This window comes from Gillisia marina, from assembly GCF_000258765.1.
GTDB lineage: Bacteria > Bacteroidota > Bacteroidia > Flavobacteriales > Flavobacteriaceae > Gillisia > Gillisia marina.
Genome location: NZ_AJLT01000025.1, coordinates 40,690 through 57,331, shown reverse-complemented (window position 1 = coordinate 57,331; position 16,642 = coordinate 40,690). Strand labels below are relative to the sequence as shown.

The following is a 16,642-nucleotide window of genomic DNA, read 5'->3' as shown; positions in this document are numbered from 1 at the left end:
CAACTTGACATCCCTAAAAAATATTTTAATTCTTAATTGTAGCTACTTTAGACCTTTTAATATTATTCACCTTAATATCTTCTAAAACATTAATAGCTTCTTCTATATAAACATCTCCAGTTAAACTTGTGTGCCATCTATCTCTCTTTTCTTTCAAGATAGTATCAGACGCATATAAATCCACTTCGTAAGGCAACGATTCATATGTTAAATTAGAAGTATAGCTTGAAATTGCATCGAATCTCTTAGCATCTTTTTCTGTAAGCAATCTTTGATTTTGATAAGCAGTATAGTTCAAGGAATACTTTTCTTCATCTCTTTGATCTTTTACCCATTTAGCATTTTCAGCAATAAGGTTTAACTGAGCATTATTAGACATTCTCTCATTACTATTTTTAATAGCATCTTCAAAATCTATATATCCATCCCAAATTTTATACTTGGCAGCTTTTATTTGATCCCAAGGCAATGGATTTTCGTAATCTTTCTCCCCTATGTCTATATAACTATATCTATCTGGAACAACCACATCACTTTTAACACCTTCCAACTGTGTAGAACCTCCATTTACTCTATAGAACTTCTGAGTGGTTAATTTTAAGGCTCCAAGGTCTCCATACTCGTTGCTTCTTACAGTTTGATTAAGGTCTATAACATTTTGAACAGTTCCTTTACCGTAAGTTTGCTTGCTTCCTATAATAATTGCTCTTTTATAATCTTGCATTGCAGCAGCAAGAATTTCTGAAGCTGATGCAGATAATTCATTCACCAATATTACCAATGGACCATCCCAAAGAATACTTGGATCCTTATCTTCTAAAATCTCCTGCCCGGCTCCTTTACTTTTCACCTGAACTACAGGGCCTTTTTCTATAAATAATCCTGCAATATCTACAACTGTTTTAAGAGAACCACCACCATTGTTTCTAAGATCTAATACTAGCCTTCCATTCCGGCCTTTTTCAAACGTATAATTTCTTTTTGAACATCTGAAGCAGCATTTCTGTCAGCATAGTTTTCCATGTCAAAATAGAATTTAGGCAAGTTTATAAGTCCGAATTCCCTTCCGTTCTTATTCACCAAAGCAGATTTTGCATATGTTTCATCTAACTCTACCACATCTCTTATGATGGTAATATCTTCTATATTACCCATCATTTTTTTCTTCACAGTTAAAGTAACTTTAGAATCTTTAGGCCCTTTTATAAGATTTACAGCATCATCTAAACGCATTCCCACAATACTCACCGGGTTTTCTTCATTTTCTTGTCTCACCTTCAAAATGATATCTCCTTCACTTAACTTGTCGCTTAACCAAGCAGGACCTCCGGAAATCACTTCCATAATGGTGATATTATCGCTTTTCTTTTGCAGTCTCGCGCCAATCCCTTCCAGTTTCCCGGACATTGCAATGTCGAATCTATCCTTGTCTTGTGGTGCAAAATAAAATGTATGCGGATCGAACTCTTCTACTATTGCATTGATATACACTGCGAAATAATCTTTACGCTCTAGTTCTTCACTAAAATCGAAATACTCGTCCATAGAAGTAAGTACAGATTCCCTTGCTTCTTTCTCCAATTCAGAATCACTCTTCATTTTATATGAAGGGTCTTTCTCTAGCTTTTTTGCTTCCTCTTCTTTTTTATCATAGTAATTACCAAGCGTACTAAACTTTAATTGCTTTCTCCAACGCTCTTTTAATTCAACTCTAGAAGAAACATATTCTATTTCCTCGTAATTGGTATTAATATCTTCTTCTTCTGAAAAATCAAATGGTTGCGCCAAGATTTCTTTATAAATTCCTCGCACCTCTTTCATTCTCTCCAATAACCTATCATGAGTTAAATTGAAAAAAGTAAGATCTTTTCCTCTTATTTGGTCGTCTATCTTATCTTGATACACAACAAACTCCTTTACGTCTTTCTCGTAGAAAAAACGTTTTAAAGGATCTACTGCATCCAAATAATCTTTATAAACTTCTTTGGAAAAACCATCGTCTATAGATTTAGCGTCGTAATGTCCTCTCTCTAAGACGTAAGTAATAAGATCTATTAATAATTTATCTTTATTAGGGTCGTTGAAAGTTTTTGTAGTAAAGCTGCATGATGCGGCTGCCATAAGCAACACCAACACCAAGAATTTATAGTTCCTTTTCATAAAGCGAATATATTTCATCATTTAATATCAATCTATATGTAGTAAAAATTGTGCCAACACTCACCATTTGCACAAATAATTTGTTAGACCACTAAGATAAGCTTTCCTTTGGGAATTATTATTTTAGCACTCTTAAAATATTTAGATATGTCCCAAGAAAAACCGCTTATTTTAGTAACAAATGACGATGGAATCACCGCTCCGGGAATACGCACATTAATTGAAGTCATGAAAGAGCTTGGCGATGTTATTGTTGTTGCACCAGATAGTCCACAAAGTGCGATGGGACATGCCATCACCATTACCGATACTCTTTACTGTGACGAGATAAAAATCAATAAAAAATATACTCACAAAGAATATAGCTGCTCCGGAACTCCGGCCGATTGTGTGAAGATTGCCACTCAGGAAATTTTACATCGCAAGCCAGATTTATGTGTGAGCGGAATAAATCATGGTTCCAACTCTTCTATCAATGTGATTTACTCGGGAACAATGAGCGCAGCTGTAGAGGCCGGAATTGAGGGAATTCCTGCAATTGGATTTTCCTTATTGGATTATTCCTTAAATGCCGATTTCGAACCAATTAAGAAATTTGTAAAAGCAATTACAAAAAAGGTGCTAAAAAATGGACTTCCAAAAGGAGTTGTTCTTAATGTAAACTTACCGAAATTACCAGAGAAAGAAATTAAAGGAATTAAAATATGTAGGCAAGCCAAAGCCTATTGGGTAGAGGAATTCGATAAAAGAACTAGTCCGCAAGGAAGGGATTATTACTGGTTAACCGGCAAGTTTGTAAATGAAGATAGCGGACAAGACACGGACGAATGGGCTTTGGAAAATGGATATGTTTCTGTAGTTCCTGTCCAATTTGACCTTACCGCACATCATTATATTAAAGATCTTAATGACTGGGGATTAAATGATTAAAAAACATGTTTTTATTGGTTTTCTAATAGGTTTGTTGGCTAATGCAGCGGGAATCTTCTTCTATATTCTTCTTTTTTCAAAAATGGAACTGGAAGCAACCCTTCAGCATGCCCATCAAAATGATTATTTAGGGAAAATTATTTCACTTGGAGCCATCCTGAATTTTCTACCATTTTTTATTTTTATAAAAAAGAACCAGATCTATAAAGCTAGAGGTGTGCTTTTAGCTACCGTACTTATGGCAGTGGTTATAGCAGTTACCAAATTTATTTGATAACTTTCCATACTTAAAATCCCTTAGAATGAAATATTACCTTATTGCAGGTGAAGCTTCCGGAGATCTACATGCTTCCAATTTGATGTTGGCTTTAAAAAAGGTAGACCCGAAAGCCGAGTTCAGATTCTGGGGAGGAGATCTTATGCAAGAAGCTGGTGGTACTCTGGTAAAACATTACAGAGAACTAGCTTTTATGGGCTTTTTAGAAGTGATCGCTAATCTAAGAACCATTTTAAAGAACATTAAATTTTGCAAAAATGATATTCTGGAATACAAGCCGGACACTATTATTTTTATTGATTATCCGGGCTTTAATATGCGAATTGCTAAATGGGCAAAGCAATTGAATATCTCTACACAATATTATATTTCTCCGCAGATCTGGGCTTGGAAAGAGAATAGAATTTCTGCAATAAAACGGGATGTAGATGAAATGTATGTTATTCTACCTTTCGAAAAGGAATTTTATGAAGAGAAGCATCAGTTTCCGGTACATTTTGTAGGGCACCCGCTCTTAGATGCAATAGCAAAAAAAGAATTGGTTGCACAAGAGGATTTCAGAAAAAAACATCATTTAGACGAAAGGCCAATTATCGCTTTGCTTCCGGGAAGTCGAAAACAGGAAATATCCAAGATGTTGGAAACTATGTTAAGTGTTACCGATGATTTTAAAGAATATCAGTTTGTAATTGCCGGTGCTCCAAGTCAGGATCCGGAGTTTTATAAGCCCTTTATCAAGAGTAAAAATGTTCATTTGGTGATGAATAACACCTACGATGTGTTAAGCCTTTCCACGGCCGCGTTAGTAACATCCGGGACAGCAACTTTAGAAACAGCACTTTTCAAGGTGCCGGAAGTTGTTTGCTATAAAGGGAGCACAATTTCTTATCAGATTGCAAAAAGGGTAGTGGATTTAGACTATATTTCGCTGGTTAATCTAATCATGGATAAAGAAGTGGTTACAGAATTAATTCAGAATGACTTTAATCCGAAAAAATTAAAAGAGGAACTCAACAAAATATTAGATCCTGAGAATAGGGAAACAATATTTGAGGCTTATTTCGAGTTAGAAAGAAAATTAGGCGGTGCGGGAGCTAGTGAAAAAACCGCCCAACTAATCTATAAGAGTATTAAAAAATAGCATTTTCTATATGAGTAGATCTTTTTACTATGTGTTTTTTGTCCTGTTCACTTTTTTTGCTTACTAGTTGTGGAGCATCTAAATCTAAAAGGATCGTTGAGCAACAAAGTTTGAATTCGAACGAAGTAATTATCTACCATAAGGCTCCTGAAAATAAAATTAATACCGCCTCCGCTTCCGAATTGCCAAAGGATAAAAGAGTCTATAATATTACCGCTACCGCCCTTAAATTTAAGGGAACTAAATATAAATACGGTGGCACTACAGAAAAGGGAATGGATTGCTCCGGACTTGTTTTCACCTCCTTTTTAGAGGAGAATATAGAATTACCAAGGTCTTCGCGAGATATGTCTTTAGAAGGAGAGCGATTATCTCTTGTAGATGTGAATATTGGAGATCTCTTGTTTTTCGAAACCAATAAGAACAGAAAAGTGATTAATCATGTGGGGTTGGTAGTGGAAATTCAACCGGGCCATATATTATTTATTCACTCTTCTACTTCCAGAGGAGTCATAATATCATCATTAGCAGACGATTATTGGTTCGACCATTTCGTGATGGCAAGACGAGTGATCTAATCCCTCATCGAGGGTTTATTCTACGAGATTCTTTATTTATTTTATTATCTTCAAGAGTAACTTAGACTTTTGGGGATTGTACAATTTTACACTTATTAAACTTACTTTTTTTCTAATAGTCGGGATACTATTAGGATTTTATATTGAAATATCACCCCAATATCTAATAGGAAGCGGAGTTTTAATTTTTCTGCTTTTTATTATTTCATTTCTTCAAGCGAAGAAGAACTTCCTTCAAAATCCTATTTTCGGAATTTCAACATTTGTCATGTTTTTCTATATAGGCTTTCTCACCTCCTATTCTCAACTCCCGAAAAATAATCCCGACCACTTTATAAATCATTTTGAAACTGAAACAAACGACTCTTCTCCTATTATGATTGCTGAAGTATTGGAAGTGTTAAAACCAGGAATGTATCAAGACAGATACATTTTAAAGGTCATAAAGTTGAACTCAAACTATGTGGAAGGGAAATTGCTTTTGAATGTTTCGAAGGACAGTCTAGCACCTAAACTGAAGGTTGGGCAACGCATTGCTGCTCTAAGAGAATTTGAAGACATAAAAGGAAGTTTAAATCCTTATTCATTTGACTACAGTCGTTATATGGAGACCTTGGGAGTCTACAAACAACTAAATAATTCCAATGACCAGTTAGAAACCCTTGCCGCTTCTACAATTTCACTAAGAGCTTATGCAGGAAAACTTAGAGACAAAATAATCGTCAATCTTAAAAAGCAAAATTTTAGCACAGATGAACTTGCAGTGATTCAAGCTTTGCTATTAGGCCAAAGGCAAGAGTTATCTTCAGAGATTCAGCAAAATTATGCAGCAGCAGGAGTGATCCATATATTGGCAGTTTCGGGCTACATGTTGGGATTATTCTATTCATGTTGAACTGGGGCATGAAGTTTATGGAATGTTGGAAACATGGAAAATTTCTTAAAGTTGCGATATTATTAATTTCTCTTTGGGGATTTGCATTAATTGCCGGGCTGTCACCATCTGTAGTTCGCGCTGTAAGCATGTTCTCCTTTGTGGCTATTGGGATGCAACTAAACCGAAGAACAAGTATTCTGAATACTTTATTTGCTTCCTTATTAATTTTACTACTTATTAATCCGCTTTATATTTTTCAGGTTGGGTTCCAACTAAGTTATTCTGCTGTTTTCGCAATCGTGGTTTTTCAACCTGCAATAATGAGATTAATAAATACCGAAAATAAATTCTTGAGATATGTTTGGAAAATAGCCTCGGTAACCTTGGCTGCTCAATTTGGGGTGTTGCCTTTAAGTTTGTTTTATTTCCATCAGTTCCCCGGGTTGTTTCTGGTTTCCAACATCTTCATTCTGCCATTTATGGGGCTTATTTTGGCAATAGGGATCATCTTAATTTTTCTCATCCTCATCGGACTCCATCCATTCCTGCTATCCAAAATATATGGCTGGATGATTTCTGTTTTAAATGATTTTGTAGCCATTATAGCATCCAAAGAATCATTTATTATTAAAGATATTTCATTTTCCCTGATGCTTTGTCTTGCATTTTTCGCTTTACTCATTTCCGTTTCTTTTCTTCTGAAGAAGTCAAATTTTAGAAATCTAAACTTTGTATTATTTGCTATACTAGCAATTCAGCTTGTCTTTATTTATGAAAAATATAAAAAACCCGTGAATGAATTTGTTGTTTTTCATAGAGCGCGAAACACGGATATTGGAATAACCAATCAAGAAAGCTTTCGCTACTACACTACTAATATTCAGCAAAAACCATCTTTTATAACGGATTATGAAATTGGAAACAACCGCAAAGTGGACACCACTTTAAAGCTTAAAAACATCTATTCTTATGCTGAAAAAGATATATTAATAATAGATAGTCTTGGGGTCTATATGTTGCCAAATTTTAATCCGAAGCTTATTATATTAATAAATTCTCCGAAAATAAATCTTGAAAGACTTGTTTTAAAGCTACAACCGGAACAAGTAATTGCAGATGGCAGCAACTATAAGAACCTTGTTGGAAAGTGGCAGCTAACAGCCAAAAATGAAAAAATCCCTTTCCACGCAACAGGCGAAAAGGGAGCTTTTATAATAAAATCAGTAAAAAATACCTATAATTAATTAACACTTAATTTTTAAAAGTTCCTTTGAATTCTTTTTCGTATTTACCCCAGGCATCTGCAGAGGTTAGTTTTTTATAATCGTTATTAGCTATCATCTTAAGGAAGATCTCCAACTGTTCCGGAGTTCTATATCCAACAATTGGGGCGATAACATTGGATTTCTCATCGAAAAACACCAAACTAGGATATCCGCTTATTTTTAATGCATTCGCTAAAAAGTGCTGACTATTTCTTCCTTTTCTTTTAGGGTCGTAATTGGGATTGGTATACTTAAAATCTTTATAAAATACCTCTTCTGTACCTTCAGCATCGAACTTAACGGGATAAAAATGCTTGTTTACATAGTTAACCACATCTTTATTTGTAAAGGTGTTTTTATCCATCATCTTACAAGGCCCACACCAAGTGGTATACGCATCCATAAGGATCTTTTTAGGCTGTTTTTCTTGTGCTTTTAAGGCTTCATTCATGCTCATCCATTTGATCTCTTGAGCTTGAATTCCGGTAAAGGCTAATAAAACAAGTAAACTTGTAATTATAAATTTCATATTTAATATTTTTTATACTTTTTCAAAAATCATTCCGAATTATAGCTTCAACAAATAATCAAGAATTTTATAACTAGACCTCAGGGAATATGCCTAGCCGGGCAAAAGAATTAAAGCCTCTACGGAGATTAAATTTAATAAATATCCAAGAAAATAAAAAATTGCTTATAAGATTCCGTGCATCAGTTTTTTAAGTAACGGATGTAATAGAATGATGAGTACTCCCGCAGCAGCCGGAATTATAAAGAATAGTAAAAAGAAGGTGGAAAGGGAATATTCCGCAGTAATGGCATCTATCATTCCTCCTGTTGTTCCCGCTAATTTATTACCTATTGCAATAGCCAAATACCAGATTCCAAACATAAACGCGATCATTCTCCCCGGTACTAACTTGCTTAAATAAGACAAACCTACCGGAGATAAGCAAAGTTCTCCCATGGTATGGAAGAAATAAGCGAATACCAACCAGATCATACTTACTGCTGCTACTTTAGCCCCAGATGGAATTCCGTGTGCTCCGTAAGCCAGAGATAAGAATCCCACTCCTAATAAAATTAGTCCTGCGCCATATTTTACGGCAACAGATGGATTGTATTTACTCTCCCAAAGTTTAGAAAATAAAGGCGCAAAAATTATAATGAACAACGAGTTAAGAACACTGAACCATGAAGCCGGAACTTCAGGGTTTTCTTGAAAATATTGGTTATAAAGCATAAATCCAACAAGCACCCATATAATTAGAAAACTAGTTCCTAAGAACACATTAGATAGGGCATATTTGGCAAAGGTTTGCTGAAAAAGTTTAAAAAGCACCCAGGTAATAATTCCTAATGGGATAATAGTAATTAAGGTGTTTACAACTCTAAAGATATTTGCAGAGCTTCCGTCTAAAACTCTATCAGTATAATCTCCCGCAAAAATCGTCATAGAACCACCTGCCTGTTCAAAAGCTGCCCAAAAGAATACGGTAAAGAAGGCAAAAATGGAAACAGCGATCATTTTATCTCTAACGATAGGACTGTACCTAATAATTCTCGATACCAATAAAATTATAAAAATGATAAGGGCGAATAAGATCATGAAGTTAGATCCATCCATCCCCGCAACGCTAAAGTCGAAAACATTCGTGCCGCCGATTTTAGACATAGGATCATTGATAATCCAGACTAAACCAATCACCGCGCTAATTACAATAAAGGCTTTATCGATTAAGGTAAACGGATTCAGTTTGTCCACCGCTTTATCTATTGTTACCTCTTCTGTTCCTTTCACAGGCTTCTTACCTACCTCCCCAAAAATGTTTTGAGCGAAGTAGAATTGCAAAAGACCAAAAAACATAAAGATTCCGGCAAGACCAAAGCCCCAATGCCAACCAATTTGTTCTCCAACATATCCACAAAGTAAAATTCCCAAGAAGGCTCCCGCATTAACACCCATATAATAAATGGTGAAAGCTCCATCCTTTTTCTCTTCATGGCCTTCGTACATATGAGAAATAATTGAGGTCATGTTAGGTTTAAAAAATCCGTTCCCTAATATTAGAAAAAAGAGACCTGCATAAAGGAAAAATTCTGTATCTAATGCCATACTTGCATGGCCAAGAGTCATTAAAAAGGCTCCAACAACCACAGCATTTCTATAGCCCATGTATTTATCGGCCAAGAAACCACCTAATATTGGGGTTAGGTACACTAGGGATGTATACGTACCATAAAGAGCAAGTGCATGCTCTCGAGGCCACGCCCAACCTTCATTAAATAATGCTGATGTTAAAAAAAGCACCAACAAGGCCCGCATCCCATAATAGGAGAAGCGTTCCCACATTTCAGTAAAAAATAAAACAAATAATCCGGATGGATGACCTAGAACATTCGATTTAAAGAATTCATCGGAGGAAGCCTTATCTATTGCCATAACTTTTAGTTAACTTCTGCGTCTGCTAATTCGTAATTCTCCTGTTCCAACATCTCTCTTTCGTTATCCTCTGCTCCATGGGTAAGTCTTTTTAAAGGCTTCAACATTAATAATACGATAGCCGCAAATGTGACAGTAAAAATGGTTATTCCAGAGAAAATAGCAATATCACCCGCTTCCGAAGCGAATGCACCTAATTCTCCTGCCACTTTATTACCTAATCCGGTCGCAGCAAAATAAACCCCCATCATCAAGGAAGCGTATTTTACCGGTGCTAATTTTGTGATGAATGATAATGCCACTGGAGAAGAACATAATTCTCCAATTGTATGGAACAAATAAGCCAATACTAACCAGTACATTGCAGACGATCCATTAGATTCGAATTGAAGTGCAGCAAATACCATAAATACGAATCCGAATCCCATAATTATAACTCCAATAGCCATTTTGAAAATTGAAGATGCTTCTTTACTCTTAAGTTTACGTTTAGCCCAAAAATTAGCGATAACCACTCCAAAGATGATGATAAACATCGCATTTAGAGATTGAAACCATGAGGCCGGAACTTCATTTCCAATTAAAGGAAGTGTAAATGGTAAAGTTCTATTCGTATTATCTAAGGCATAAATATTCATTAATCCTCCAGCCTGCTCGAAAGCACCCCAGAATACAATTACCAGAATAAAAGAAAGAAGCATTACTACATACCTATCTTTCATCACCTGACTTGTAAGGTCCTTATATACCATCATCATCATTGCAATAACCAAGGTCAGGAACAAGAATAACAATCCATACCCGAAACCGAGCTCTAACCATCCCCAAATGGAAACACCTAATAAAATGATGGAAACCACTAGCTGCATCGGTGATTTTAATAAATCACTAAATAAATTTCCTAATGAAGCACCTTCATCTCTTTCTACTTTAGACAGTAAGTTTCCTACATTGGTTAAATATTTTTGACCCCATAAATAAACGATCAATCCAAGTGCCATTGCAATTCCTGCAAGACCAAAACCATAATGCCATCCGATATTTTCTCCTACATACCCAACAATTAAACTAGATACAAAAGCTCCTAGGTTAATCCCTATATAAAATATTGTAAATCCTTTATCTCTTCTTATATCTCCTTCTTTATAAAGCCCACCAACCATGGTCGAAATATTTGGTTTTAAAAGACCAACCCCAGATATAATTAATCCAAGACCCGAGTAAAATGCCCACATTTCTTCCACTGCTAAAATTCCATGACCAATCACCAAAATGATCCCACCTATAAGCACAGCCTTCTTCTGTCCAAAAACTTTATCGGCTAATATCCCGCCGGGAATAGAAACCACATACACTAGCATCGTGTACCATCCATAAAGCGCTAAAGCTTCTGCCTGAGTCCATCCCAGACCTGCATTCCCTTCAGTTGTAGCACTTACAAGATATAATACTAAAATTGCGCGCATTCCATAGTAAGAAAAACGCTCCCACATTTCTGTGAAAAATAAAACATACAATCCTACTGGATGCCCAAATAATTCCTTTTGATTTACGGGTGGTGCTGTATTTGCCATTATATTAATATTAGTAAGGTTATTATAAATTTTCTTTAATGAAGTTTGTCATTTTGGTATACAAGTGTAACCTTGTGTTTCCGCCATAAATCCCATGATTTCTATCCGGATAAATCGCCCAGTCGAACTCTTTATTTGCTTGTACCAAAGCTTCTATTAATCTCATAGAATTTTGCACATGCACATTATCATCTCCAGAACCATGAACTAAAAGGTACTTTCCTTTTAATTTATCTACATGATTAATTGGCGAATTCTCATCGTATCCACTTGCATTTTCCTGTGGAGTCGTCATATAACGCTCTGTATAAATAGTATCGTAAAATCTCCAGCTTGAAACCGGTGCAACGGCAATTGCCATAGAAAACACATCGTTCCCTTTTAAAATTGCGTTTGTAGACATAAATCCACCGTAACTCCAACCCCAAATTCCTATTCTTTCTGAATCTATATAATCCAACTCCCCTAATTTCTTAGCAGCAGCAATTTGATCTTCTAATTCGAATTTCCCCAATTCATTTTGAGTCACTTTTTTAAATGCAGCTCCTTTAAATCCGGTTCCACGTCCATCTACAGAAACAATAATGTATCCCATGTCTGCAAGCATTTGGTACCAGTAGTCATTTGATCCTGCATAAGAATTTGAAACTGTTTGAGATCCCGGACCAGAATATTGATACATCAAAAGTGGATATTTCTTAGTAGCATCAAAATCTAATGGCTTAATAGTCCACATATTTAATTCATTCCCACTAATCTCTATCGTAGATAACTCTTTTGGAGAAAATCCAAAGCTGTTTGCTAATTCTTTTAGGGCTGAATTATCCTTTATCTTTCTAACTAATTTCCCACTTTCAGCATTATGAAGCGTGTATTCATTTGGAGTGCTAGTGCTATTGAAGGTATTTATGAAATAAGTGAAATCTGCACTAAAATCGGCATTGTTGGTTCCTGTCTTATTCGTTAAACGCATTTTTTTAGAACCATCGGTTTTAATAGAATACACATCTCTATTTACACTTCCTTTTTCTGTACTCTGGAAATAGATTCTCTTCGATTTTGGATTGAAACCATAATAATTAGTCACTTCCCAATCTCCTTTTGTAATTCTATTTAAAAGTTTCCCGGATTTATCGTAGTGATAAATATGATTGTATCCATCTTTTTCACTAGTCCAGATGAAACTGTTATCAGCTAAGAAGGTTAAGTTATCTGTGATATCAACATATGCCGCATCCTTTTCGTTTAAAACGATTTTCGCTTCATTGTTTTCAGCATTTACGAAAATTAGATCTAGGTTATTTTGATGACGATTAAGAACCTGAGCACTTAATACATTTGGATTGTTTGTCCACTTAATTCGTGGGATATAAAAATCTTCATATTCTCCTAAAGCCACATCATTGGTCTTTGCAGTTGCTACATCATACATATGTAAAGAAACAAGAGCGTTTGCCTCTCCTGCTTTTGGATACTTAAAAGTAGAAGCCGTTGGATATAGGTCGCTTCCTACAATGTCCATTGAAAATTCCGGAACTTCAACTTCATCGAATCTCAAAAATGCGATTTTTGTTCCATCTGCATTCCAATCGAAGCCTCTCACAAAAGAAAATTCTTCTTCATAAACCCAGTCTGTAATTCCATTTATCACCTCATTCTTTTTACCATCCTTGGTAATTTGAGTTTCCTTTCGAGTAGTTAAATCCTTTACAAAAAGATTGTTTTCAAAAACATAGGCAACTTTAGAGTTATCTGGAGAAAAAGTTGGCTCTTGAATTTTGTGATCACTTAATTTTTTAAGCTCTTTTGATTTTACATCGTAGGTGTAAAAAATCCCTTGAGAAGATCGGCGATAAATTGGATCTAATTCTGTAGCCAATAAAATCATCTTTTCATCTGAACTAAGCTCGTAAGATTGAAATCTCTCTAATTCTGATAAATCTGAACTATTTAAAAGACTTCCTTTTTTCTCTCCAGATTTGTAATCGAAGATATCTATACTACAAGTTCCTGTTTTTCTGTCTTGATTAAGAACTATATATTCTGTTCCGTTATTTAAAGATTTCAAAGATTCAAGTCGTTCCTGGCTAAAGGTGCCGCTCCATATATCTTCTAAAGTGACTTGTTTTTCTTGTGCAAAAATCGCAGACGTTCCCACCAAAAATAGGGTAAGGACAAATTTTGGTATTCTCATAAATGTTTAAAATAAATTTTGTAGGCCAAGTTTACTAAAAATTCAGCAAAAAAAGCCGTTTTTAGGTGTTAAATACTAATAGTATGTTAAAGCAAAACACTTGCCAGAATTCATTTCTACTTTTTGCAAGAAGACTTGTTTCCTCAATAAGAGCAGTAATTGTATCTTTGAAGCACAAATCTATTATCAAATGATCACACCCATTACCGGTTTTTCCAAATTGAAGAAGGAAGAAAAAATTGACTGGTTGCTAAAAACATACCTACAAGATTCTGAAAATTCTGAAAAAGTTTTAAAACAGTATTGGAATGAAAATGATGCAGTGCAACAACTGCATGAGGAATTTACAGAAAATACCCTCAGTAATTTTTATTTACCCTTCGGTATAGCTCCTAATTTTTTAATTAATGGGAAGCTAATGGCAATTCCCATGACTACCGAAGAAAGTTCTGTGATCGCTGCTGCAAGTAAGGCTGCGAAATTCTGGCAAACCCGAGGAGGTTTTAAAGTGGAGGTTCAAAACACTATAAAAAATGGACAGGTTCATTTTATTTATAATGGGGACCATGAGAAATTAAATCAATTTTTTAAAGCATCAAAAAGTGCATTTTTCGATGCTGTTAGCAGCATTACTAAGAATATGCGAAAACGTGGAGGTGGTGTGCTAGAAATAGAATTATTGGACAAAACCGATTTGGTTGATGATTATTTTCAATTACACTGCACTTTCGAAACCAAGGATTCTATGGGGGCGAATTTTATAAACTCCTGTTTAGAAAAATTTGCAGATACGTTGAAAGAAGAAGCTGCTAAATTTCAAGATTTCAATGTTGAAGAAAAACAGGTGGAAGTGATTATGAGCATACTTTCCAATTTTGTACCGGAATGTTTAGTAAAAGTTGAAGTTTCTTGTCCGGTTTCAGAGTTGTATGATGACAACCATATTTCTCATGATGCTTTTGCCGATAACTTTTTAACCGCTATTAAAATTGCTGAAGTAGAACCTTATCGTGCCGTTACTCACAATAAAGGAATCATGAACGGGATAGATGCCGTTGTTTTAGCCACTGGAAACGACTTTAGAGCAGTGGAAGCGGGAATTCATGCCTATGCTTGCAAAGATGGATCTTATTCCAGCCTAACACACGCTAGTGTAGAAAATGGCATTTTCAAATTCTGGATGGAAATCCCATTAGCATTAGGCACCGTTGGCGGACTCACAAATCTCCATCCTTTAGTAAAGGTTGCTTTAGAAATCCTTCAGAAGCCATCTGCTAGAGAGTTAATGGAAATTGTTGCTGTTGTAGGTTTAGCTCAAAATTTCGCCGCTGTGAAGTCTTTAGTGACAAATGGGATCCAACAAGGGCATATGAAAATGCATTTAATGAATATCTTAAATTCTCAGAATGCCACACCGGGAGAAAAGGAAGAGCTTTTACATTATTTCAAAAAACATACAGTTACTCACAGTAGCGTTGCAGAACAGTTAGAGCGAATAAGAAATTAAGAAACTGGATTTATGACTAAGTTTCGAAGTAACGGAAAATTATTAATTACGGGAGAATATGTTGTTTTAGATGGCGCAATTTCTCTTGCGCTTCCAACAAAATATGGCCAAAGCTTAAATGTAGAAGAAATATCCAAGCAAGGAATACACTGGATTGCTTTCAATAATGACAACAAAAAGTGGCTTGAAGCTTTTTTCGAACTCGAGGAGTTGCTTTTAAAACCGGATATTTCTTCATTAGCAAAATCTATATCAGAAGAAGAATATCTTTTAAAAATTTTACGAACAGCAAATTCATTAAACCCTAATTTGCTTAAAAATTCTACTGGATTCAATGTAACAACACAGCTTGATTTCCCCAAGAATTGGGGACTAGGAACTTCCTCTACCTTAATTAACAATATCGCACAGTGGTTTAAAATTGACGCTTTTAAATTATTAGAGCTAACTTTTGGTGGCAGCGGTTATGATATTGCAGCCGCACAACACCACAACGCGATCACTTACGAGCGCACAAAAGAAAAAAGCAATGTGTTGAATGTAGATTTTGATCCGGCTTTCAAAGATGAATTATACTTTGTACATCTTAACAGGAAACAAAACAGCAGAGATTCTATCGAACATTACAGAAAGCAGTCTAAAGCCGAATTGCAAAAAAATATCGCCAAAATCTCGAGCTTAACCAGTCAGTTTCTTACTTGCGAGTCTTTGAGTGAGTTTAAACTTTTAATTGAGATCCACGAAACTCTTATTTCCAAAATTATAAATACTCCAAAGGTGAAATCTGAGCTTTTTCCAGATTATCCGGGAGCTATAAAAAGTCTTGGGGGCTGGGGTGGCGACTTCATCTTAGTAACAGGGAAGGAAGCGGACATGAATTACTTTAAAGAGAAGGGTTACAATACCATTATCCCATACATGGAAATGATTTTGTAATACTCACAAACTTTTGTTTTTAAGTTAATATCACTTTCTAAAAAGTGCATTCATATAGTTTGTAGTTCCAAGATACTCCAATCTTACAGTTTTAAGAAAAGCTAAAACCTCCTGCCTATTGGCAAATTCCGGGTTCAAACAATCATTCATTTCTGAATCTGATACCGTTAATACGATATACCAATATCCTTTAAGTGTAGAATGATCATCTTCGAATACCGGAGAATATCCCTTAGATTCAAGTCCTCCATCGATCATAAATGGAAGTAAATTGATTGTTTTCGTTACTCTTTCTACCTCGTGAAATGAAAGAAAATACTCGTTTTCATTAATCAATACCGGTACATTATATTCAACATCTTCATGATGCAACTCATATTTAGTATTTATATAATTATAGAATTCATCTGCATCTTTTGGATCCTCAAAAACATACGAATGCTTTTTGGGTAGGGATCTTTTAAATTTTTTAGCCACTATTAGTTTTTCCTCCTCAATTTTTGGAGCAATTTTTAATGGAATACAAGAAGTAAAAAGCAATAAGAAAAATACGAGTAAAAGTGGTTTCATTTGGTTTTTTGGTTAATTCTTTCAATTATCATCAAACAATGAGCCAGCATTTCTTAATCAAATATTACACTTTGTTACATGCTAGATTGAATAAAAAAATTTAATATCTGATTCTTACCTGAATGAATAACAGGAACTAAGACAACATTAAGCAACCCAGAAGAATATTTAAAAAAGAAAATGAGTTATT

At 35.1% G+C, this 16,642-nt stretch carries 11 protein-coding genes and 2 pseudogenes; 7 read left to right on the top strand and 6 right to left on the bottom strand.

The genetic code is table 11. The features are described from left to right. Nucleotides 1–25: 25 nt before the first annotated feature. A pseudogene (locus ON07_RS14960) lies at nt 26–2,160 on the bottom strand (carboxy terminal-processing peptidase). Between the two features lie 147 nt (nt 2,161–2,307). Here ON07_RS14960 and surE point away from each other — a divergent pair. The 5 genes and pseudogenes from surE (at nt 2,308) to ON07_RS17930 (ending at nt 7,207) form a co-directional block, all read left to right on the top strand. After that, complete coding sequence (gene surE, locus ON07_RS08280; protein ID WP_029331706.1) at nt 2,308–3,090, top strand: 5'/3'-nucleotidase SurE; 783 nt, start codon at nt 2,308–2,310, stop codon at nt 3,088–3,090. Next, complete coding sequence (locus ON07_RS08275; RefSeq protein WP_010229952.1) at nt 3,083–3,364, top strand: hypothetical protein; 282 nt, start codon at nt 3,083–3,085, stop codon at nt 3,362–3,364. The genes surE and ON07_RS08275 overlap by 8 nt, the downstream gene beginning before the upstream one ends. Before the next feature lie 28 nt (nt 3,365–3,392). Continuing rightward, nucleotides 3,393–4,508 carry a lipid-A-disaccharide synthase gene (lpxB, locus tag ON07_RS08270; RefSeq protein ID WP_010229949.1) on the top strand — a complete coding sequence of 372 codons (1,116 nt, stop codon included), beginning with the start codon at nt 3,393–3,395 and terminating at the stop codon, nt 4,506–4,508. A gap of 29 nt (nt 4,509–4,537) precedes the next feature. Beyond that, nucleotides 4,538–5,086: a C40 family peptidase gene (locus ON07_RS08265; protein WP_010229947.1), complete on the top strand. Its 549-nt coding sequence runs from the start codon at nt 4,538–4,540 to the stop codon at nt 5,084–5,086. Nucleotides 5,087–5,162: 76 nt separating this feature from the next. After that, nucleotides 5,163–7,207 (top strand): annotated as a pseudogene (locus ON07_RS17930) (ComEC/Rec2 family competence protein). Between the two features lie 7 nt (nt 7,208–7,214). On the opposite strand, the gene ON07_RS08255 reads toward ON07_RS17930, so the two are convergent. The 4 genes from ON07_RS08255 to ON07_RS08240 all read right to left on the bottom strand — a co-directional run bounded on the left by ON07_RS08255 (nt 7,215) and on the right by ON07_RS08240 (nt 13,439). Continuing rightward, complete coding sequence (locus ON07_RS08255) at nt 7,215–7,757, bottom strand: thioredoxin family protein (protein ID WP_010229945.1); 543 nt, start codon at nt 7,755–7,757, stop codon at nt 7,215–7,217. A gap of 165 nt (nt 7,758–7,922) precedes the next feature. Continuing rightward, nucleotides 7,923–9,671 carry a peptide MFS transporter gene (locus tag ON07_RS08250; protein WP_010229943.1) on the bottom strand — a complete coding sequence of 583 codons (1,749 nt, stop codon included), beginning with the start codon at nt 9,669–9,671 and terminating at the stop codon, nt 7,923–7,925. A 5-nt stretch (nt 9,672–9,676) separates the two neighbouring features. After that, nucleotides 9,677–11,245 (bottom strand): peptide MFS transporter, encoded by a 1,569-nt coding sequence (locus ON07_RS08245; RefSeq protein WP_010229940.1) that lies wholly within the window; start codon nt 11,243–11,245, stop codon nt 9,677–9,679. A gap of 22 nt (nt 11,246–11,267) precedes the next feature. Next, nucleotides 11,268–13,439, bottom strand: coding sequence for a S9 family peptidase (locus ON07_RS08240; RefSeq protein ID WP_010229937.1), 2,172 nt, complete (start codon nt 13,437–13,439; stop codon nt 11,268–11,270). 178 nt (nt 13,440–13,617) lie between these two features. On the opposite strand from ON07_RS08240, the gene ON07_RS08235 reads away from it, so the two are divergent. Continuing rightward, on the top strand, nt 13,618–14,946 hold the full coding sequence (locus tag ON07_RS08235; protein ID WP_262486219.1) for a hydroxymethylglutaryl-CoA reductase, degradative: 1,329 nt from the start codon (nt 13,618–13,620) through the stop codon (nt 14,944–14,946). A gap of 12 nt (nt 14,947–14,958) precedes the next feature. After that, entirely contained in the window at nt 14,959–15,882 is a 924-nt protein-coding gene (locus ON07_RS08230; protein WP_010229934.1) for a GYDIA family GHMP kinase, read from the top strand. Between the two features lie 30 nt (nt 15,883–15,912). Here the strand turns inward: ON07_RS08230 and ON07_RS08225 are convergent, their stop codons facing one another. Further along, nucleotides 15,913–16,452 (bottom strand): hypothetical protein, encoded by a 540-nt coding sequence (locus ON07_RS08225; protein ID WP_010229932.1) that lies wholly within the window; start codon nt 16,450–16,452, stop codon nt 15,913–15,915. Nucleotides 16,453–16,642: the final 190 nt, after the last annotated feature.

Coding starts and splice junctions, on each gene's coding strand:
- ON07_RS08265 (WP_010229947.1), top strand. CDS start 4,538: ATGTGTTTTTTGTCCTGTTCACTTTTTTTGCTTACTAGTTGTGGAGCA.
- ON07_RS08245 (WP_010229940.1), bottom strand. CDS start 11,245: ATGGCAAATACAGCACCACCCGTAAATCAAAAGGAATTATTTGGGCAT.
- ON07_RS08250 (WP_010229943.1), bottom strand. CDS start 9,671: ATGGCAATAGATAAGGCTTCCTCCGATGAATTCTTTAAATCGAATGTT.
- ON07_RS08230 (WP_010229934.1), top strand. CDS start 14,959: ATGACTAAGTTTCGAAGTAACGGAAAATTATTAATTACGGGAGAATAT.
- ON07_RS08240 (WP_010229937.1), bottom strand. CDS start 13,439: ATGAGAATACCAAAATTTGTCCTTACCCTATTTTTGGTGGGAACGTCT.
- ON07_RS08255 (WP_010229945.1), bottom strand. CDS start 7,757: ATGAAATTTATAATTACAAGTTTACTTGTTTTATTAGCCTTTACCGGA.
- ON07_RS08275 (WP_010229952.1), top strand. CDS start 3,083: ATGATTAAAAAACATGTTTTTATTGGTTTTCTAATAGGTTTGTTGGCT.
- lpxB (WP_010229949.1), top strand. CDS start 3,393: ATGAAATATTACCTTATTGCAGGTGAAGCTTCCGGAGATCTACATGCT.
- ON07_RS08225 (WP_010229932.1), bottom strand. CDS start 16,452: ATGAAACCACTTTTACTCGTATTTTTCTTATTGCTTTTTACTTCTTGT.
- surE (WP_029331706.1), top strand. CDS start 2,308: ATGTCCCAAGAAAAACCGCTTATTTTAGTAACAAATGACGATGGAATC.